At 72.0% G+C, this 20,368-nt stretch carries 16 protein-coding genes; 7 read left to right on the top strand and 9 right to left on the bottom strand.

Annotated features, from left to right (window positions below):
* Nucleotides 1–15: 15 nt before the first annotated feature.
* Entirely contained in the window at nt 16–1,029 is a 1,014-nt protein-coding gene (gene sepH / locus HUN58_RS16615) for a septation protein SepH (RefSeq protein ID WP_167510054.1), read from the top strand.
* A gap of 18 nt (nt 1,030–1,047) precedes the next feature.
* On the opposite strand, the gene HUN58_RS16610 is transcribed toward sepH, so the two are convergent.
* A complete protein-coding gene (locus HUN58_RS16610) occupies nt 1,048–2,199 on the bottom strand; it encodes an alkaline phosphatase family protein (RefSeq protein WP_217488546.1) in 1,152 nt (383 codons plus the stop codon).
* 25 nt (nt 2,200–2,224) lie between these two features.
* Here HUN58_RS16610 and HUN58_RS16605 point away from each other — a divergent pair, with 25 nt between their 5' ends.
* Nucleotides 2,225–4,711, top strand: a complete 2,487-nt coding sequence (locus HUN58_RS16605) for a DNA topoisomerase (ATP-hydrolyzing) subunit A (RefSeq protein WP_180225213.1) — start codon at nt 2,225–2,227, stop codon at nt 4,709–4,711.
* 195 nt (nt 4,712–4,906) lie between these two features.
* Here HUN58_RS16605 and HUN58_RS16600 read toward each other — a convergent pair whose 3' ends face one another.
* Nucleotides 4,907–7,024, bottom strand: a complete 2,118-nt coding sequence (locus HUN58_RS16600; protein ID WP_141861354.1) for a type IIA DNA topoisomerase subunit B — start codon at nt 7,022–7,024, stop codon at nt 4,907–4,909.
* Nucleotides 7,025–7,203: 179 nt separating this feature from the next.
* Between HUN58_RS16600 and HUN58_RS16595 the strand changes: the two genes are divergently transcribed.
* Nucleotides 7,204–7,428 carry a hypothetical protein gene (locus HUN58_RS16595; RefSeq protein WP_058742508.1) on the top strand — a complete coding sequence of 75 codons (225 nt, stop codon included), beginning with the start codon at nt 7,204–7,206 and terminating at the stop codon, nt 7,426–7,428.
* 74 nt (nt 7,429–7,502) lie between these two features.
* On the opposite strand, the gene HUN58_RS16590 is transcribed toward HUN58_RS16595, so the two are convergent.
* The 5 genes from HUN58_RS16590 to HUN58_RS16570 all read right to left on the bottom strand — a co-directional run bounded on the left by HUN58_RS16590 (nt 7,503) and on the right by HUN58_RS16570 (nt 13,467).
* On the bottom strand, nt 7,503–8,276 hold the full coding sequence (locus tag HUN58_RS16590) for a type 1 glutamine amidotransferase (RefSeq protein ID WP_114851026.1): 774 nt from the start codon (nt 8,274–8,276) through the stop codon (nt 7,503–7,505).
* Nucleotides 8,273–9,532, bottom strand: coding sequence for a MurT ligase domain-containing protein (locus HUN58_RS16585; RefSeq protein ID WP_144801350.1), 1,260 nt, complete (start codon nt 9,530–9,532; stop codon nt 8,273–8,275). Before HUN58_RS16585 ends, HUN58_RS16590 begins: the two co-directional genes overlap by 4 nt.
* Before the next feature lie 4 nt (nt 9,533–9,536).
* A complete protein-coding gene (locus HUN58_RS16580; RefSeq protein WP_058742511.1) occupies nt 9,537–10,835 on the bottom strand; it encodes an RNA polymerase sigma factor in 1,299 nt (432 codons plus the stop codon).
* Nucleotides 10,836–11,027: 192 nt separating this feature from the next.
* On the bottom strand, nt 11,028–12,353 hold the full coding sequence (locus HUN58_RS16575; RefSeq protein WP_141861346.1) for a nitrate/nitrite transporter: 1,326 nt from the start codon (nt 12,351–12,353) through the stop codon (nt 11,028–11,030).
* A 181-nt stretch (nt 12,354–12,534) separates the two neighbouring features.
* Nucleotides 12,535–13,467 (bottom strand): proteasome assembly chaperone family protein, encoded by a 933-nt coding sequence (locus HUN58_RS16570; RefSeq protein WP_058742513.1) that lies wholly within the window; start codon nt 13,465–13,467, stop codon nt 12,535–12,537.
* Nucleotides 13,468–13,542: 75 nt separating this feature from the next.
* Between HUN58_RS16570 and HUN58_RS16565 the strand changes: the two genes are divergently transcribed.
* The 3 genes from HUN58_RS16565 to sucB all read left to right on the top strand — a co-directional run bounded on the left by HUN58_RS16565 (nt 13,543) and on the right by sucB (nt 18,132).
* Entirely contained in the window at nt 13,543–15,024 is a 1,482-nt protein-coding gene (locus HUN58_RS16565) for a leucyl aminopeptidase (protein WP_180225211.1), read from the top strand.
* Nucleotides 15,025–15,177: 153 nt separating this feature from the next.
* Nucleotides 15,178–16,551 (top strand): dihydrolipoyl dehydrogenase, encoded by a 1,374-nt coding sequence (gene lpdA / locus HUN58_RS16560; protein ID WP_058742515.1) that lies wholly within the window; start codon nt 15,178–15,180, stop codon nt 16,549–16,551.
* A gap of 72 nt (nt 16,552–16,623) precedes the next feature.
* Nucleotides 16,624–18,132 (top strand): 2-oxoglutarate dehydrogenase, E2 component, dihydrolipoamide succinyltransferase, encoded by a 1,509-nt coding sequence (gene sucB, locus HUN58_RS16555; RefSeq protein WP_180225210.1) that lies wholly within the window; start codon nt 16,624–16,626, stop codon nt 18,130–18,132.
* 138 nt (nt 18,133–18,270) lie between these two features.
* Here the strand turns inward: sucB and HUN58_RS16550 are convergent, their stop codons facing one another.
* Nucleotides 18,271–19,167, bottom strand: coding sequence for a hypothetical protein (locus HUN58_RS16550; protein WP_208745596.1), 897 nt, complete (start codon nt 19,165–19,167; stop codon nt 18,271–18,273).
* Between the two features lie 76 nt (nt 19,168–19,243).
* Between HUN58_RS16550 and HUN58_RS16545 the strand changes: the two genes are divergently transcribed.
* Entirely contained in the window at nt 19,244–19,957 is a 714-nt protein-coding gene (locus HUN58_RS16545; RefSeq protein WP_141861336.1) for a DUF4191 family protein, read from the top strand.
* 188 nt (nt 19,958–20,145) lie between these two features.
* Here the strand turns inward: HUN58_RS16545 and HUN58_RS16540 are convergent.
* A partial coding sequence (locus HUN58_RS16540) for an IS30 family transposase (protein ID WP_208745747.1) occupies nt 20,146–20,368 on the bottom strand: 223 nt, incomplete at its 5' end.

The raw sequence follows: 20,368 nt of genomic DNA, 5'->3' as shown, positions 1-20,368 counted from the left end.
CGGAACATGCAAGACGTGAGAGTCATCGGAGTCGAGTCCGGGGCACTCCTGCTCGCGACCGACGGCGGCACCGAGTTCCGGTTGCCGGTCACCTCGTCGCTGCCGGGGCAGGTCCGTCAGGCGAACCCCGAGGCCGGTCCGCAGAAGCGCGTGTCCCCGAAGGACGTGCAGGCCCGGATCCGCGGCGGCGCCGATGCGGCCGACGTCGCGTCGGCGCTCGACGTCGACGTCGAGTACGTCCGCCGCTTCGAGGGTCCCGTGCTCGCCGAGCGCGCCTTCGTCCTCGACGCCGCCCGCCGCGTCCCGGTCACCCCCGTCGACACCGACGCGCCGGACACCTTCGGCGAGGCGATCACCGCCAAGCTCGAGTCCGGCGACGCGACCGCGGTCCACTGGGCGTCGTGGAAGCACGTCGAGCAGGGCTGGGTCGTCCGCGTCCGCTACACCGCCGCCGAGGTCGAGCACGACGCGCAGTGGCTCTTCGACCCGAAGACCTCGACGCTCACGCCGGACAACGGCGACGCGCACCGTCTGTCGCACACCGAGGACGAGGGCATCGCGCCGCGCCTCCGTGCCGTCGAGAACGACCACCAGGACACCGACGGCACCCGCTTCGACTCCGGCGCGTTCCGCGTCGAGCAGCCCGACGAGGACCTCACGAACCCCGAGGTCCAGGAGCGTCCGCTACGGGCGCCGCTCCCCCGCATCGGTGTCGCGGTGGCCGAGGAGCGCTCCCCCGGGAACGAGACCGCCGACCTGCTCGAGGCCCTGCGTCGCCGCCGGGGCGAGCGCGAGGCCGCGACGTTCGGGGAACAGCGCGACGAGCCGCGTGGCACCTCGATCAGCGTCGTCGACATCCCGCTCGCCGGCTTCGACGCGACGCCCGCGTCCGCACCGGAGCGCGAGGACGCCCGACCGGCGTCGGCCCCCGAGGCCGAGAGCCGTCCCGAGCGCAAGAAGCGCAGCCGCCGCTCGATGCCGAGCTGGGACGAGATCGTCTTCGGCACCCGTCCGGAGGACCCGGCCTGATCGGACCGTCCTGCGCCGTCAGGCGCGGAACGCACCGCCGAGCCGGAGCGGGACGAAGGTCTCCTCGTCCGTCATCGCGCCGTGCTGCCCGATCATGCGCTTCGGCGTCTCCCGCGGGCCGACCTCGCGGTCGTCGTTGAACGCCCACGACCCGCGCGCGACGACGACCACGTCCCCGATGCGCGGGAGCACCCGGTCGTCGGTCGTCCCGAACCACCCGGCCGCGACGGCCTCGGTCCGGCTCGCCACGTACGCCTTCTTGCCGTAGCGGGACCGCCAGGCCTCGACGAGCGCGGGCACGTCGGTCTCCGGTGCGACGGTCAGCTGGCGGCAGCGCGGGTCCCCGGCCACGCCCACGACGTCGCGCAGGAGCTCCGGGTCCATCGGGATGTTCGCCTCCGGTGGCACGTCGAGCACCCCGTGGTCGGCGGTCACGAGCAGCCCGACGTCCGGCGCACCGCGGGACTCGAGCCGGGCGAGCTCCCCGTCGAGCAGCTCGAGCGCGGCCGTCCACCGGTCGGACTCCCACCCGTGCTTGTGGCCGATCGAGTCGAGCTCGGGGACGTAGAGGTACACGAGCGACCGCCCGGTCGCGGTCTCGGCCAGGGCCGCGTCGACGCGCTGCGGGACGGTGTCGGCGGCGACGTACCGGGCACCACCGAGGACGTTCGCGGTCATCCCCGAGGTCCGGTACCGCGTCGGACCGACCACCACGGGGTCGACGCCGAGCGCCGGGGCCTCGCTGAACACCGTGCTGGCGAGGAACCAATCCGCGGGGACGACGTCGTCCCACCCGCTCAGCAGGTTCATCACCTGCCCGGTGTCCGGGTTCCACCCGCTGTAGCCGACGACCCCGTGCACGCCCGGCGGTCGTCCGGTCGTCAGGGTGCTCAGCGCCGCGGCCGTCGTCGTCGGGAACCCGCTCCGCAACCGCTTCTTCGTCCCGGCGAGCCAGCGGGCGTGCCCGGCGCGCGCGGCCAGCGCGCCCGCGCCCAGTCCGTCGACCAGCACCACGACCGCGGAACGGGCGGGACGGAGGGCGATCCGTGCCTCCCGTCCGGTGGTGCGCAACCACGTGTCGTCCGCAGCGCCGAGCGCGACGAGGCAACTCGGCAGCACGTCGGCGAGGTTCGCGGTGGCGTCGGGGGCGCTCGGTACGCTGGGGGGCACCCCACGATCCTCCCAGAAAGGTCCCATGGCACGCACGGAAGCAGTCGGCCTGCCCGACGGTGAGCGCATCGAGGACGTCGACGTCTCCGAGGAGATGCAGGGTTCGTTCCTCGAGTACGCGTACTCCGTCATCTACTCGCGGGCCCTGCCGGACGCGCGCGACGGACTGAAGCCGGTCCAGCGCCGCATCCTGTACCAGATGGCCGAGATGGGCCTGCGTCCGGACCGCGGCCACGTCAAGAGCGCCCGTGTGACGGGCGAGGTCATGGGGAAGCTCCACCCGCACGGCGACGGCGCGATCTACGACGCGCTCGTCCGTCTGGCGCAGCCGTTCACGATGCGCGTGCCGCTCGTCGACGGCCACGGCAACTTCGGCTCGCTCGACGACGGCCCGGCCGCGGCGCGGTACACCGAGGCTCGGCTCGCCGAACCCTCGATGGCGATGACCGAGGGCCTGAACGAGGACGTCGTCGACTTCGTCCCGAACTACGACAACCAGATCATGCAGCCGGCCGTGCTCCCCGCGGCCTTCCCGAACCTGCTCGTCAACGGTGCCGCGGGCATCGCGGTCGGCATGGCGACGAACATGGCGCCGCACAACCTCGGCGAGGTCGTCGAGGCGGCCAAGCACCTGCTGCTCCACCCGGACGCGACGCTCGACGAGCTGATGGAGTTCGTGCCCGGTCCGGACCTGCCCTCCGGCGGCACGATCGTCGGGCTCTCCGGCGTGCGGGACGCATACGCGACCGGCCGCGGGTCGTTCCGCACCCGGGCGAAGGTCAGCGTCGAGAACCTCACGCCGCGGAAGGCCGGGCTCGTCGTCACGGAGCTGCCGTACCTGGTCGGCCCCGAGCGCGTGATCGAGAAGATCAAGGACGGCGTCCAGGCGAAGAAGCTCGTCGGCATCTCCGACGTCAACGACCTGACCGACCGGAACCACGGGCTGCGGCTCGTCATCGGCATCAAGTCCGGCTTCAACCCGACGGCCGTGCTCGAGCAGCTCTACAAGCACACCCCGCTCGAGGACGGCTTCGGCATCAACAACGTCGCGCTCGTCGACGGGTCGCCGCGCACCCTGGGCCTCCGCGAGCTGCTCGACGTCTACGTGCGGCACCGCATCGCCGTGGTGACACGGCGCTCGGAGTACCGACTGGCCCGCCGGCGCGAGCGACTGCACCTCGTCGAGGGCCTGCTCATCGCGATCCTCGACATCGACGAGGTCATCGAGGTCATCCGCTCCTCCGACGACTCCGAGGCCGCACGGACCCGGCTGCAGGACGTCTTCGACCTGTCCGAGGTGCAGGCCGAGTACATCCTCGAGCTCCGGCTCCGTCGTCTGACCAAGTTCTCGCGCCTCGAGCTCGAGGGCGAGCGCGACCAGCTGCTCGCCGACATCGCCGCGCTCGAGGAACTCCTCGCGTCCGACGACCGGCTCCGCGCCCAGGTCGCACTCGAGCTCACCGAGGTGTCCGACCGGTTCGCCACCCCCCGCCGGACGCTCCTCACCGAGGCCGACGCTCCCGTCCGCGGCGGACGCAAGGCCGCGGTGGACCCGGAGTCGCTGCAGATCGCGGACGCGCCGTGCCGGGTGCTGCTCTCGACGACCGGTCGACTCGTCCGGGTGGACATCCCGGAGACCGACCTCGGGATCGTGCGGGTGCCGAAGCGCTCGAAGCACGACGCCGTCCGCTCCACCGTGGTGTCGACGGTCCGCGGACAGGTCGGGGCGCTCACCTCGACCGGCCGCGTGCTGCGGTTCTCGCCCGTCGACGTGCCCGCCGTGCCGCCCGCCTCGGTGCGGCTCGACGCCGGGGTCCGCGTCGCCGAGTACCTCGGCATAGCCCGAACCGAGACCGTCGTCGCCCTCGTCGACCTGTCCCCGGGTGCGTCCGACTCGCTCGCGATCGGCACCGCGCAGGGCATCGTCAAGCGCGTCGCCACCGGGGCGTGGCCGGACAAGGACGAGTTCGTCGCGATCGGGCTCAAGCCGAAGGACGCCGTGGTCGGTGCCGCGCAGGCGCCCGAGTCGGACGACCTCGTGTTCATCACGTCGAACGCGCAGCTGCTGCGCTTCCCGGCCGCCGGGGTCCGCCCCCAGGGACTGCCGGCCGGTGGTGTCGCCGGGGTGTCCCTCGCCGACCGCGCGACGGTGATCTGGTTCGGCTCCGTCCCGCGCTCCGACGACGCCGTCGTCGCGACCGTGTCCACCGCCTCGGGCGCGCTGCCCGGCACCGACGCCGGTCGCGCGAAGGTGTCCACGTTCTCGGAGTTCCCGGCGAAGGGCCGTGCCACCCAGGGTGTCCGAGCGCACGCGTTCCTGAAGGGCGAGGACGGGCTGACCGTGGCGTGGGCGGGCATCGCGCCGCCGCACGCCGTGGGGCCGGACGGTGCCGCGCGGACACTGCCGGACTGGCTGTCGAAGCGGGACGGGTCGGGCGCGCCGCTCGAGGCCGTCATCGCGACGATCGGCGGGAGCGCCGCGGCGCTCGACGGGACCGCGGGCGAGGCGTAGGCGGGCGCGGCGCGCGCTGCGCCGCTGCGCTGCGCCGCGCTGCCGCGCCGCCGCGCCGCCGCGCCGCCGCGCTGCCGCGCTGAGTTCACGCGCTGAGCGACACCTCACGGCCTTCGCGCCGCGTGAGATGTCGCTCAGCGCGTGAAGTCGCAGAGGCGCGCCAGCGCCCCCGCGCGCGCTCCGCGCCGGCGCGCGCTACGCGTCGATACGGTCGCGGTCCAGGCCCTCGCCCGCGAGGATGAACTCCTTGCGCGGGGCCACGTCGTTGCCCATCAGCAGCTCGAAGACCTTCGCGGCGCCCTCGGCATCGGTGACGTTCACGCGCCGGAGCGTCCGGTGCGTGCGGTCCATCGTCGTCTCGGCGAGCTGGTCCGCGTCCATCTCCCCCAGGCCCTTGTACCGCTGGATCGGCTCCTGGTACTTCTTGCCCTGCTTCGCGAGCTTCTTCAGCACGGCCTGCAGCTCGGCCTCGGAGTACGTGTAGAGCGTGTCGTTCGGCTTGCCGCGGTTCACCACGACGACCCGGTGCAGCGGCGGCACGGCGGCGAACACCCGGCCCTGCTCGATCATCGGCCGCATGTAGCGGAAGAACAGCGTCAGCAGCAGCGTGCGGATGTGCGCGCCGTCGACGTCGGCGTCCGACATGATGATGACCTTGCCGTAGCGGGCCTGGTCGATCTCGAACGAGCGGCCGGACCCGGCGCCGATGACCTGGATGATCGAGGCGCACTCGGCGTTCGACAGCATGTCCGACACGGACGCCTTCTGCACGTTGAGGATCTTGCCCCGGATCGGCAAGAGCGCCTGGTACTCGCTGTTCCGGGCGAGCTTGGCGGTGCCGAGCGCGGAGTCGCCCTCCACGATGAACAGCTCGGTGCCCTCAGCGTCCTGCTTGCGGCAGTCGGCGAGCTTCGTCGGCAACGAGGAGTTCTCGAGCGCGTTCTTCCGGCGCTGGGTCTCCTTGTGCGCGCGGGCGGAGATGCGGGTCTTCATCTCGGCGACGACCTTCTCGAGCAGGGTCGCCGCCTGCGCCTTCTCGGTCCGCTGCGTCGAGGTGAGGATCTCGGTCAGGCGCTTCGCGACGACCTGGTCGACGATCTTCCGCACCGCCGGGGTGCCGAGGACCTCCTTCGTCTGGCCCTCGAACTGCGGCTCCGGCAGGCGGACGGTCAGCACGGCCGTCAGGCCCGCCAGCACGTCGTCCTTCTCGAGCTTGTCCTGACCGACCTTGAGCTTGCGCGCATTGGCCTCGACCTGGGTGCGCACGGCCTTCACGAGCCCGGACTCGAAGCCGGTCAGGTGCGTCCCGCCCTTCGGCGTCGCGATGATGTTCACGAAGCTGCGCTCGACCGTCTCGTAACCGCTGCCCCACCGGAGCGCGATGTCGACCTCGCACGCGCGCTCGACCGAGGTGGACACCATGTGCCCCTTGTCGTCGAGCATCGGGACGGTCTCGGTGAAGGTCCCGGTGCCCTGGATCCGCCAGACGTCCGTCACGGCCGTGTCGACCGCGAGGTGTTCGACGAACTCGCTGATGCCGCCCTCGTACCGGAAGCGCTCGACCACCGGACCGGCGGCGACGGTCGTGCCCGTCGCCTCGGCCCGCGCGGCAGCGGCCTCGATCGACGCGGCGCGCTCGTCGGTGATGGTGATGCCGAGCCCGGGGACGAGGAACGCGGTCTGGCGCGCCCGACTCACCAGGTCGGACGTGCTGAACTTCGCGTCGGGCGTGAAGATCTGCCGATCCGCCCAGTACCGGATGCGCGAGCCGGTGACCCCACGCTTGACCTTGCCGACCACGCGGAGCTCGCTGCCCGAGGTGAACGGTGCGAACGGCGCGTCCGGGCCGTCGCCCGCGAAGGTGCCCGGCTCGCCACGGTGGAAGGACATGGCGTACGTCTTGCCACCGCGGTCGACCTCGACGTCGAGTCGCTCGGACAGGGCGTTGACGACCGAGGCACCGACACCGTGCAGACCACCGGAAGCCGCGTACGACCCCGATCCGAACTTGCCGCCGGCGTGCAGCTTCGTGAACACGACCTCGACCCCGGTCAGACCGGTCTTCGGTTCGACGTCCACGGGGATGCCGCGCGCGGTGTCCCGGACCTCGACCGATCCGTCGGCGTGCAGCACGACGCCGATCTCGTCGCCGTGCCCGGCGAGGGCTTCGTCGACCGAGTTGTCGATGATCTCCCACAGGCAGTGCATGAGGCCGCGGGAGTCCGTCGACCCGATGTACATGCCCGGTCGCTTCCGGACCGCCTCGAGCCCCTCGAGGACGGAGAGATGGCGCGCGGAGTAGTCGGAGCTCACCTCCCGATCCTACCGACGGGCGCCGACACCCTCGGCTCGGGCGGGCGGCGCGCCTCGGACCGGGGACATCCGGTCCGCGGTGAGCGAAACCGCGTGCGCGTGGTGCACGACTCCCAGCCACCGCGTGTTCAAATAGGTGGACCAACCGGCACCACCTGCGATCCGTGAGGAGCACAGCAATGACCCAGACCGTGCACGACCTCTCCATCGACGAGACCACCAGCCACCAGCTCACCGCGGTGGACCGTTGCGACAGCTGCGGAGCGCAGGCCTACATCCGCGCCACCATGGCGAGCGGCGAGCTGTACTTCTGCGCCCACCACGGCGCCGAGTTCAAGGACAAGCTCGCGGCCACCGCGATCGAGTGGCACGACGAGAGCAGCCGGCTCTACGAGTCGAAGTAGGAGCCGACCACACAGCAGACGGGAGGCGCGGTGCCAGCTGGCACCGCGCCTCCCGTCTGCTGTGTGGTCGCCGCTCAGGCGATGCGCTTGAACGCCTTGTCGACGTAGCGGTCGATGGTCGCGCGCGCTTCGCGCGCGTACCGGTCGACCGTCTCGGTCCGCGCCGCGTCCGGCGTGTACTCCCGTCCGACGCGGGCAGTCGCGGCAGCGAGCACGGCGTCGGTCAGCTGCGGGTTGAGGGGCAGGATCGGCCCCTGGGTGTGCGTGCCGAACGACGTCCCGACGATCGCGCCCTCGACCGGCGATCCGGCCTGGTTGCCGCCGCCGGAGACGACGTCCGCGAAGGGCGTCACCCCCGCGGCGAGCTCGATGCGGGTCGCGTGGTCCTCGAACCCCGCGATGCGGGTCGCGGCCCCGCCGAGCAGCGGGTAGCGCGTCTCGAGCACGAAGTAGTTGACGCGCCGCTCCGCGCCGCGGACCGCGCGGGCGTCGAAGACGCCGAAGCCGGCCACCGGAGCGCCCTCGGTCGGGACCACCTCGTTCGTCGCGAGGTCGAAGCCACCGCCGACGGCGACGATCGGGACGCCGGACCCGGCGAGGTCACGGAGCGGGGCGCCGATGCGTGCGACGTCCGCGCCGAGCGACCGCATGGCGCTCAGCGGGCCGTTGCCGACCACGACGACGTCCGCCGCCGTGGGCAGGGCACCGCCCGGGGCGTACTCGACGACCTCGGTGTCCAGGCCGGCGGCCGCGGCTCGACGCACGAGCGCCGCGACGTTGCCGCGGTCACCCGAGACGCCCATCTGGCGCGGGTACACGTGCAGGATGGTCAACCGGTCGGCGGTCATGCCGTCTTCTCCATGTCGCCGTGGCCGAGGGCCTTGCGGGCGATCATCATGATCTCGTAGTTGACGATGAAGTTCTTCGTGCCGCTCGTCGTCGCACCGAGGCCCTGCATGAGCTTGATCGCGGCCTCGACGTCGGGCTCGACCCGGCCGATGCGGACTCCGGCGTGCTCGAGCGCGATCGCGATCTGCCACGCCTTGTCGCCGGACACGACGTCGACGTGGTCGAGGTTCGAGAAGTCGATGTCGTAGATCCAGGAGATGTCCGGCGTACCCTCGTCGATCGCCATGAGCACCTGTTCCGGGTGCGCGGGCAGGGCGTCGAGGTTGAGCTGCAGGCTCGCGGCGTTCTTGAACATCGTGAACTCGGCGGACTCCCCGGCGATCGGCAGGCGTTCGCCACGGCCGTACGCGGGCTTCATCGTGCCGAACGCCTTCGTCACCGCGTCCGGGCGGAACTGCGCTCCGAGCGCGGCACTGGCCGTCGCGGTCGCTGCGGCCGCGTCGACCGCGTAGTGCAGGCCACGCGCGGGCAGGCGCACCGGGACGTCGGTGCCCTCGAAGCGGATCGTCGCACCGTCGCCGGTGTTCGCGACGACCTCGGACTCCGCCGGGTTCGGCTCGCCGTCGGTCCGGTCGAAGTCGTCGGCGTTCTGCAGGCCGTTCGGCGCGGCGGCGACCACCTCGGTGCTCGCACCGAAGCGCAGCACCCGCTGCCCGGTCCGCGCCGCGTAGGCGTCGAGGAACTGGTCGTCACGGTTGGTGACGACGTTCGCGGAGGACAGCGCCGCCGTGTCGAGCATCATCGTCGCGACGCGCTCGGTCTCGAAGAACCGGTAGAGCTGGTCGACCTGGACGTTGAGCATCGTCACCGTGGACGGCGACAGGATGCCGGCGAGCTCGACCGCGAACGCCTCGTCGACCTCGAGGATGCCGATGTCGGCCTTCAGCCGGCCGGTCAGCGACACCTCGGACAGGAGCGCGGAGGCGATGCCCTGCGGCAGGTTCGCGCCGGACGGGTTCGTGAACACGCGGAGCCCGTGCGCCCGGACGATGTCCGAGATCATGTGCGTCGTCGTGGACTTGCCGTTCGAGCCGAGCACGAAGACGACGCCGTTCGGGAACTGCTTCGTGACGTGCTGCAGGAAGTCCGGCACGAGCTTCAGGACGATGTAGCCCGGGTAGGCGGACCCGCCGCCCCGCGCACGGGCGAGGGCGCGGAGGATCCGCCCGACCAGGATCGGGATGAGGAAGCGCATCGGCCTACTCGAGGTAGTCGCGGAGCGACTGCGAACGGGACGGGTGACGGAGCTTCGCCATCGTCTTCGACTCGATCTGACGGATGCGCTCACGCGTCACGCCGAACGTGTCACCGATCTGGTCGAGGGTCTTCGGCTGACCGTCACCCAGGCCGAAGCGCATGCGGATGACGCCGGCCTCGCGCTCGGAGAGGGAGTCGAGCAGGCTCTCGAGCTGCTTCTGCAGCATCGTGAACCCGACCGCGTCCGCCGGGACGACCGCCTCGGTGTCCTCGATGAGGTCACCGAACTCCGAGTCGCCGTCCTCGCCCAGGGGCGTGTGCAGCGAGATCGGCTCGCGGCCGTACTTCTGGACCTCGACGACCTTCTCCGGGGTCATGTCGAGCTCGCGGGCGAGCTCTTCCGGGGTGGGCTCGCGCCCGAGGTCCTGCAGCATCTGGCGCTGCACACGGGCCAGCTTGTTGATGACCTCGACCATGTGCACCGGGATGCGGATGGTGCGAGCCTGGTCGGCCATCGCGCGGGTGATCGCCTGACGGATCCACCAGGTGGCGTACGTCGAGAACTTGAAGCCCTTGGTGTAGTCGAACTTCTCGACCGCACGGATCAGGCCCAGGTTGCCCTCCTGGATGAGGTCCAGGAACTGCATGCCGCGGCCGGTGTAACGCTTGGCGAGCGAGACGACCAGGCGGAGGTTCGCGCCGAGCAGGTGGCTCTTCGCGCGCTGGCCGTCCCGGGCCACCCAGCGGAGCTCGCGCTCCTCGGGCTTGGACAGGCCGGTGGTGTGCTGCAGCTTGTCCTCGGCGAACAGGCCGGCCTCGATGCGCATCGCGAGCTCGACCTCCTGCTCGGCGTTGAGCAGGGCGACCTTGCCGATCTGCTTGAGGTAGTCCTTCACCGGGTCGGCGGTGGCACCCGTGATGGTGGTCGAGTAGACCGGGGCCTCGTCGTCGTCGGACTGCGAGATGACGAGCGCACCGGCGGCCACGGCAGCGGCGGCGTCCGGCTTCGCGGTCTTGTCCTCCGAGTCGCCCTCCGGCTCGTCCGTCTCGGTGTCGTCGGCGACCTCGTCCGTCGGCTCGACGCCCTCGTCCTCGACGTCCTCGTCGTCGTCGGCCTTCTTCTTCGCGCGGCCGGCGGTCTTCTTCGGTGCGGCCTTCTTCGCGGGGGCCTTCTTCGCCGTGGTGGCGCGCTTCTTCGGCGCGGCCGTCCCCTCGGCCTCGGCACCCGCGGCGTCGTCCGCCGTGACGCCCTCGGGCTCGGTGTCCTTCGTGGGATCGATCGTCGTGCTCCGGGCAGCCATGCGATCACCTCTCTCGTCGTGCCACGTTCGTGGGGTCGTGGCCTCCCTCGCCGCCCAGGGCCTGCGCCGCGGTCGTGCGCGTCGTCAGGTCCTACCGTTCCGGGCAGCACGAGGACCCATGTCAAGTCCCCCGACTTCTGCGCAGCGCGGGAGCTGCGCGGAGGCGAGGGGACCTGATGGGTCCGACCTTCATTATTGCACGGCCTTCTTCCGCAGGCGTGCAACCAGTGCAACCCAGAGGGGCCCGACCCGTATTCCGTCCTGAGCGTGCATCTCCCGGCGGGTGCGGCGACGGGCGTGCAGGAGCATGCCGACGCCGATCCCCACCACGACGTACTGCACGGTGAGCGCGATCCGGAAGTTCTCCCACGCGAACACCGTCCGCCCGGTCGCACCCGACACGACGTCGAGGAGCGTGCCGATGAGGAACATCATCACGAAGGCCGCGAGGAAGCCGCCGACGTTGACGACCCCGTTCGCGGAGCCGAGGGAGCCGACGGGGTTGAAGCTGCGCGCGAAGTCGAAGCCGATGAGCGAGCCGGGACCGCCGACCCCCATCGCGACGACGAGCAGGACGAGCAGCCAGGTCGGCGGGTGCCCGGGCCACAGGAGCACGGCCGTCCAGACCAGGGCGAGCGCGGCGACGATGCCGAGCACGAGGTTCGACCGGCGGAGCGGGAACCGGGCGCACAGCACCCCGAGGACCGGTCCGGCGACGAAGCCCACGACGACGATCACCGTCAGGAACGTCGCGGCCTCGGACGGGGTGTAGCCGAGCCCGCGGAGCATCGGGACGCCCCAGAGCAGCGAGAACACCGTGCCGGACGACTGCGTCACGTAGTGCGACCAGAAGCCGAGCTGGGTGCCCGGGCGACGGAGGGCGTGGCCGAAGGTGTGGAACGCGCCGCGCCACGAGTGCGGGAGCGGCAACGGGATGGTGTCGGTGCGCACCGGGACCGGGCCGTTCCGGACGAAGACCACCGCCAGGAGCAGTCCGACCAGGCTCGCCGCTGCGGCCACGCCGAACGCCGGGGTCCAGCCGGCGGTGTGGAGGAGGACGGCGAACGGGAACGCGGACAGGATCTGGCCGACCTGCCCGAGGTTGCCGGTCCACTGCGAGATCTGCGGCAGGATCCGCCCGCTGAACCACATCGGCACGAGGCGGATCACGGAGATGAAGGTCATGGCGTCCCCCGCCCCGACGAGCACCCGGCCAGCGATCGCCGGACCGATCGTCGGCGAGAACGCGACGACGGCCTGCCCCACGACGAGGAGCGCGGCGCCGAGCAGCACGAGCTTGCGGGGGCCGACGCGGTCCAGCGCGATGCCCACCGGGATCTGCAGACCGGCGTAGACCGCGATCTGCACGACCGCGAGCGTCGACAGGACCGCGGCGGAGACGGCGAAGCGGTCCTGCGCGTCGACGCCCGACACGCCGAGCGACGAGCGCTGCACGACGGCGAGGACGTAGGCGAGCACCGCGACGCCCCACACGAGGAAGGCACGACGGGAGTTCACCGCTCCAGGCTAGCGACGGCGCGGGACTGCCCGACACGCGTCGTGGAGGACGGGAGGCGCGGGGCGGGCTGTGGAGGAGCCTCCTGTCCGTCCCGTCACGACCTGGTCGCGCGCCGCCGTGCCGGCGGTGCGTGCGGCGGAGCGTCGCGGTGTGGCGCGGACGCTACGTCGGTCGATGGTGTCAGTCAGATGCGGCGTCGCCCTCGGAGCGGCGGTCCGCCAGGAAGCGCTCGAGCTCGGCCGCGATCGCGTCCGCGGTCGGGACCTCGCCGTCGACGTTCGTCAGCGGCGACGCGACGGGGTTGCCCTCCATGTAGGTGTCGTGCCGCTCCTCGAGCACGGCGACGAGCCGCTGCAGCTCGGCGTTGCCCGCGACCTGCTCGTCGACGCGGGCGAGGAACTCGCGCCCGGACTCGCGGAGCGCGTCGGTGGCGAAGATGAGCCCGGTCGCGGCCGAGACGGCCGACAGGCCGGCGACCGCGGCGTCCGGGAACTCGGTGTCGCCCAGGTAGTGCGGCACGAGCAGGACGAGTCCGGTGACCTGCGCGCCGGACTCGGCGAGGCGGTGCTCGACCAGGTGCAGCACGTTCGCCGGCGCCTGGGTCTCGGGCTTCCAGACGCTCATCTGCTCGACGAGGTCCTTGCGGGTGCCCGACACCGTGAGGCTGATCGGGCGCGTGTGCGGGACGGGCATCGGGATGGACTGCAGCCACGTGGTGTCGGCGACCTGCAGGCGGTCGGCCAGTTCGGTCACCGCTCGGACGAAGCGGTTCCACTGGAAGTCGGGCTCGTAGCCCGTGAGGAAGAGGAACGGCTGCCCGAGCTCGTCGCGGACCAGGTGCAGCACGAGCCGCGGCGGGTCGATCGCCGTGATGTGGTCCTGCTCGAAGGTGATCACCGGTCGTCGGGCGCGCCAGTCGAGGAGCGCGTCCGGGTCGAACTCCGCGACGAGCTCGTGCTCGAGACCGTCGAGGATCGAGGACGCGACCTGCGCGACGGCGCCGCCGGCGTCGACGAACCCGGTCAGTCCGGCGACGAGGTGCAGTCCCGCCGGGACGGTCGGAGCGGCCGCGGCGACGGTGTACAGGTCCTCGGGGTGGTTCACCGTCCCCATGCTAGGCGGGACCCCCGACGGCCCCGTCGTCCACGGCCACGCTGTCGGCGAACAGGCGCTGGATAGGCTGGCGTCATGGTCCGACCGACGCTCTCCACCACCTCCACCGCCCCGTCCGACGTCTCCGCCGACGTCCTCGTCCTCGGGGTCCTGCCCGGCAAGGACGGCGGCTCCCCCACCCTCGCGCCGAGCGCTGCGGGGACGGTCGACGCCCTCGCCGACCTCGACCTGACCGCCGTCGGAGCGACCGGCGCCAAGGACCAGCTCGTCCGTCTGCCCGGCACCGGCGTCGCGGCCGCAGGCGTCGCCCTCGTCGGCCTCGGCTCGACCGTCGACGCAGCCGCGATCCGCACAGCAGCCGGCAGCGCCGTCCGACAGCTCCCGAACGTCGACGCGATCGCCCTCGCGCTGCCGACCGACTCCTCAGAGCTCGTCGCCGCGGCGCTCGAGGGTGCGGCACTCGGCGCCTACGCGTTCACCCGGCACAAGGGCGCCGGCACGACCGGCCCGACCCGCGGCGACCAGCGCATCGAGGTCGTCTCCCCTGCCGACCTGCCCGCCGACGCCACCGTCCGCCCCGCGATCGTCGCCGACGCCGCCGCGCTCGTGCGCGACCTCGTGAACACCGCCGCGGGCGACCTCGGTCCCGCCGACCTGGCCGACGTCGCCGTCGCCCAGGCCGAGGGGCTCCCGCTGACCGTCGAGGTCCTCGACGAGCACGCGCTCGAGGACCAGGGCTTCGGCGGCATCCTGGGCGTCGGCCGCGGCTCGGAGCGTCCGCCGCGGCTCGTCGTCGTGCGCTACGAGCCCGCCGCCGCGACGAAGCACCTCGCGCTCGTCGGCAAGGGCATCACGTTCGACACGGGCGGCCTGTCGCTCAAGCCCGCCGCGTCGATGCTCGGCATGAAGACCGACATGGCCGGCGCCGCGACCGTCCTCGCCGCGACCGTCGCCGCCGCGCGACTCGGACTCGACACGCGCGTCACGGCCTGGCTGTGCCTCGCCGAGAACATGCCGTCGGGCTCCGCGACCCGCCCCGGCGACGTGCTCACGCTGAAGAACGGCAAGACGGTGGAGGTGACGAACACCGACGCCGAGGGCCGGCTCGTCCTCGGCGACGGCATGGCCGCGGCGTCGCTCGAGCAGCCCGACGCGATGGTCGACGTCGCGACCCTGACCGGCGCGCAGGTCGTCGCGCTCGGCGACCGGACCACCGGTCTGATGGGCAGCGACGACCTGGTCGCACGGGTCCGCGCGGTCGCGGACGCCGTCGCCGAGCCGATCTGGCCGATGCCCCTTCCCGAGGAGCTCGACGCCCGGCTCGCGAGCGACGTGGCCGACATGGTCAACGCCACGGTGGGCAACCCGTCGGGCGGCATGCTGCTGGCGGGCAAGTTCCTCGAGCGCTTCGTGGGCGAGGGCGTGCCGTGGGCGCACCTCGACATCGCGGGGCCGTCCGAGCACAAGGGCGGCGGCTACGGCTGGCTCGGCAAGGGCGCGACCGGTGTCATGGTCCGCACGCTCATCGGCCTCGCAGAAGAGCTGCAGTCCAAGTAGTAGGTTGGTCCCGGCGGGGCAGCGCACCGACGCGCCCCCGCCGGAACCAGCGGGACGGGACCGGAACCATGCGGTCCGACCGTCGGACGCCGCCGCCGCGGTGTCCAGTGGGGTCCGACCAGGACCTCGACACGCACGAGGGAGTTGCACCAGGTGACGGAACAGACTTACGACGTCGTGGTCCTCGGTGGCGGCAGTGGTGGTTACGCCGCTGCGCTCCGGGCCGCTGAGCTCGGCATGAGCGTCGCGCTCATCGAGGGAGACAAGCTCGGGGGCACCTGCCTGCACCGCGGCTGCATCCCGACCAAGGCGCTGCTGCACGCCGCCGAGGTCGCGGACGCCACGCGCGAAGCGGACAAGTACGGCGTCGTCGCCGAGTTCGCCGGCGTCGAGGTGCCCAAGGTCATCGAGTACCAGCAGGGCGTCATCAGCTCCAAGTACAAAGGCCTGCAGGGGCTCGTCAAGGCCCGCGGCATCACGGTCGTCGAGGGCTGGGGCCGCCTGACCTCGCAGAACACCGTTCAGGTCGGCGACCAGACCGTCACCGGCAAGAACGTCGTGCTCGCCACGGGGTCGTACTCGAAGTCCCTGCCCGGGCTCGAGATCGGCGGCCGCGTCATCACGTCCGAGACCGCGCTCAAGATGGACTACGTCCCGAACAAGGTCGTCATCCTCGGCGGCGGCGTGATCGGCGTCGAGTTCGCCAGCGTGTGGAAGTCCTTCGGTGCCGAGGTCACGATCGTCGAGGGCCTGCCCCACCTGATCCCGGCCGAGGACGAGTCGATGTCGAAGCAGCTCGAGCGCGCGTTCCGCAAGCGCGGCATCGAGTTCTCGCTCGGGATCCGCTTCCAGGGCGTCGAGCAGCACGAGAACGGTGTCGTCGTGACGCTCGAGGACGGCAAGACCTTCGAGGGCGACGTCCTGCTCGTCGCCGTCGGCCGTGGCCCGCTCACCCAGAACATGGGCTTCGACGAGGTCGGCGTCGCGATGGACCGCGGGTTCGTCACCACGAACGAGCGCCTCGCGACCAACCTGCCGAACGTCTACGCCGTCGGCGACATCGTCCCCGGCCTGCAGCTCGCGCACCGCGGCTTCCAGCAGGGCATCTTCGTCGCCGAGGAGATCGCGGGCCTGAACCCGGTCGTCATCTCGGACACGAACATCCCGAAGGTCACCTACTCCGACCCGGAGGTCGCCTCCGTCGGGCTCTCCCAGTCCAAGGCCGAGGAACAGTACGGCGCCGACAAGGTCGACACGTACGAGTACAACCTCGCCGGCAACGGCCGCAGCCACATCATCGGGACGTCCGGCGCCGTCAAGGTCGTCCGGGTCGTCGACGGGCCGGTCGTCGGCGTCAGCATGATCGGCGCCCGCGTCGGCGAGCTCATCGGCGAAGCGCAGCTCGCGGTGAACTGGGAGGCCTACCCGGAGGACATCGCTCCCCTGGTGCACGCCCACCCGACGCAGAACGAGGCGCTCGGCGAGGCGTTCCTCCACCTCGCGGGCAAGCCGCTGCACGCGCTCTGACGGACACGTCGACGTGCGCACCGAGACAATGACAACCACCACCACAGCAATCCGCGAACAGGAGCCCACCCGATGAGCGAATCCGTCAACCTCCCGGCGCTCGGCGAGAGCGTCACCGAGGGCACGGTCACCCGATGGCTGAAGAACGTCGGTGACCGGGTCGAGGTCGACGAGCCGCTGCTCGAGGTCTCGACCGACAAGGTCGACACCGAGATCCCGTCGCCCGTCGCCGGCGTCGTGGAGGAGATCCTGGTCCAGGAGGACGAGACCGTCGAGGTCGGCACCGCCCTGGTGAAGATCGGCGACGGCTCGGGCTCCGGTGACTCCGGTTCCGGCGACGCCGAGGGCTCGCAGGGTTCCGACGAGGCCGCCGCCGAGGCGTCCGAGCCGGAGACCGCGCCGAGCACCGAGCAGCCGGAAGAGGCGAAGGCTCCCGAGCCCCAGCGTCCGGACCCGACCGAGAACGGTCAGACCCAGCCGGCTGCTCCGCAGGCGCCGTCCGCTCCCCCGGCAGCCGCGCCGGTGCCGCAGGCCGCCCCGGTCCCGCCGCCCGCCGCCGTCCCGGCAGCGGTGCCCGCTCCGGCAGCCGCGCCCGCTCCCGCCGCCGCCCCGACCGGTGCTGCTGCGTCCGCGTCGGTGCCGCAGCCCACGCAGGACGGCGCGGCCTCGGGCTACGTCACCCCGCTGGTCCGCAAGCTCGCCAACGAGCAGGGCGTCGACCTGTCGACGATCTCCGGCTCCGGGGTCGGCGGACGCATCCGCAAGGAGGATGTCCTCGCCGCCGCCGAGCAGGCGAAGTCGTCGACCGCGCCGGCCGGTGGCGCCGCTGCTGCCCCGAGCGGTCCGTTCGTCGCGGAGACCTCGCCGCTGCGCGGGACCCGCGAGAAGATGACGCGCCTGCGCAAGGTCGTCGCCGAGCGTGCCGTGCAGTCGATGACCTCGACCGCGCAGCTCACGAGCGTCGTCGAGGTCGACGTGACGAAGGTCGCGCAGTTCCGCGACGCGCACAAGGCCGAGTTCCTCGAGAAGACCGGCTCGAAGCTCAGCTTCATGCCGTTCTTCGCCCTCGCGGCGTCCGAGGCACTCAAGGCCCACCCGAAGATCAACTCGACAGTGGACGGCGACGAGATCGTCTACCCGGACACCGAGAACGTCTCGATCGCGGTGGACACCGAGCGTGGCCTGCTGACCCCGGTCATCAAGGACGCCGCGTCGCTGAACCTGGCGCAGTTCTCGCAGTCGATCGCGGACCTGGCCGAGCGCACCCGCAACAACCAGCTCAAGCCCGACGAGCTGGCCGGCGGGACGTTCACGCTGACCAACACCGGTTCGCGCGGCGCCCTGTTCGACACCCCGGTCGTGTTCCTGCCGCAGTCGGCGATCCTCGGCACGGGCATCGTGACGAAGCGTCCGGCGGTCGTGAAGGTCGACGGCCAGGAGGCCATCGCCATCCGCTCGTTCGTCTACCTGGCGCTGTCGTACGACCACCGCATCATCGACGGTGCGGACGCCTCGCGGTACCTCGTCGCGGTGAAGAACCGTCTCGAGGAGGGCAACTTCGCCCCGAACCTCGGCTACTGACGCCGCCTGGTCGGGAGCGCCCGATCAGCGGTCCCGACCACCAGGCCCGACGGCCCCGGTCCCCTCGTGGGACCGGGGCCGTTCCGGTTCGACCGAGCCCCCACCGACGCGCTGGCCGTCGCCGAGGGAACGGTGCGGTCAGCCGAGCGTGACCGCGACGGCGCCGAGTCCGCTCGCGACGGCGACCCCGACGACGACGCGGCGCAGTCCGATCCGCCGGCCTCGGCCGACCGGGACGCCCTGTTCGAGCACCGTGCGCACCACCCGGAGGACGCGGTCGAGCGGTTCGTCGGCCGGTACCGGCGGCGGGGCGGCGAACTCGAGGTCGGCCACGGCCGGGGTCCCACGCGCCCAGCGCACCGGGCGGGGTGCCGCTGCACCGAGGACCTGCTCGACGACGGACCGGATCGTTGGACCGTCGGCGTCGACGACCCCGTCCAGCAGGGGGTCGACGACGCCACGAGCCGGGTCCTGCGCGTCGACACGGTCCCAGACCGTCCGGGCGGCGAGCACGAGCTGCCGTGCCCCGTCCGGATCCGACCGGCGCCCGTGCAACGGCTCCGTGTCGGACTCGTCCCCGCAGCACCGGGCCGCCCCCGGCGGGCGGTCGACCACGAGCACGGCACCGGCGTCGTCCAGCCCGACGTCGTCCGGACCCAACGCCCCGAGCTCGAGGGCGCCGGCGCGGGTGGTCACGGCGAGCTCGAGCAACGGCACCGAGACGGTCACCGCGACGCCGCTCGTCGGGACGCCGAGCTCCTCGAACGCCCGGTCCAGCGGGAGTGCCGCCGGGCGCAGGACCCGGGCCGCGAGGTGTCCGGCGGGACAGCGTCCGACCGCGACGACGGGCGCGAGGTGCGGTCCGGCGCCGACGGCGCGGTCCGCGAGCCAGCGGGCGAAGGCGGGCGGGTCCACGGAACCGCACCAGCGGTCGGTCTCCGCCGTGGTCACCGGACCCGCAGCGGGCGTCGAGGGCTTCGTCATGGTGACGAGCGTGGCGGAGACGGGGCGTGCCTCCAGGCCGATGCTGCCCACCTGTGGACGGAACCGTTCGCCCACAGCCTGACCGTCCGCGGTCTGCGGGTGGTGACGCAGGCCGTATCCTGGTCGCATGGCACGCAGCAGTTCTCAAGGTACGACGGCGAAGGAGCCGGGTCGTCTCAAGCAGATGTACCAGGTCTTCACCATGACCCGCCGGGCAGACCCGAAGTCGGTGTGGTGGTTCCTCCTCGCCTTCGTCGGCCCCGTCGTCCTGGGCGTCCTGCTCGCCCTCCTGCTCCCCGGCCAGAACTGGCTCGCGGTCACACTGTGGATCGTCGCGGGCATCCTGCTGGGTGTGCTGCTCTTCCTGATCGTCCTCGGCCGTCTGGCCGAGCGCGCCGCGTACTCGCAGATCGCCGGGCAGCCCGGCGCGGTCGGCGCGGTGCTCTCGAACTCGCTCCGCCGGCAGTGGCGTTCGAGCGAGATGCCCGTCGCGGTGCACGGCCGGTCGCAGGCCGCGGTCTACCGTGCCGTCGGCACCCCCGGCGTCGTCCTGATCACCGAGGGGCAGCGGGGCAACCTCAAGCGCCAGGTCGACGAGGAGCGCCGGAAGGTCCAGCGCATCGTCCCGAACGTCCCCGTGCACGTGGTCCACGTCGACGACGACGCGGACGGTGTGACGCTGCACAAGCTGCCGCGTGCGATGAACAAGTACAAGAAGGCGCTCAACCGCAACGAGGTCCTCGCGGTCGCGAACCGTCTCGACTCCCTGACGCACAGCCCGGCGTCGGCGATCCCGAAGGGCATGGACCCGATGAAGGCCCGCGCGGGGCGTCCGCGCTGATCGACCCCGGCTCCCCCGGTCCTCCGGAGGTGCGAAGGCCCCCGACCGTGCCAGGTCGGGGGCCTTCGTCGTGCCGAGCGCTGGGACGGGCGGGCGGCGCGGGCCCGGCCGGCTCCGTCATGTGCACCGGCCCAGGGCTCGGGTGCGCCGTCGATGGAGCAGCAACCGTCGGGTCCAGCCCGGCGGTTTCAGGGGGTGGTTGCAACACCGCCTTGTTGGGGTTCTGAGAGTAGTCGGGTCAGGGCCTCGGCTGGGCTGTCCCAGTCGAGGGTCTGGCGGGGCCGGCCGTTGAGCTCCGCGGCGACTGTGTCGAGGTCGGCTTCGGTGTGGACGGCGAGGTCGGTGCCCTTGGGGAAGTACTGCCGGAGCAGTCCGTTGGTGTTCTCGTTGCTACCGCGTTGCCAGGGTGAG

The sequence above is a fragment of the Curtobacterium sp. Csp1 genome (genome assembly GCF_013347185.1).
This window is presented reverse-complemented; position numbering and strand designations above follow the sequence as displayed.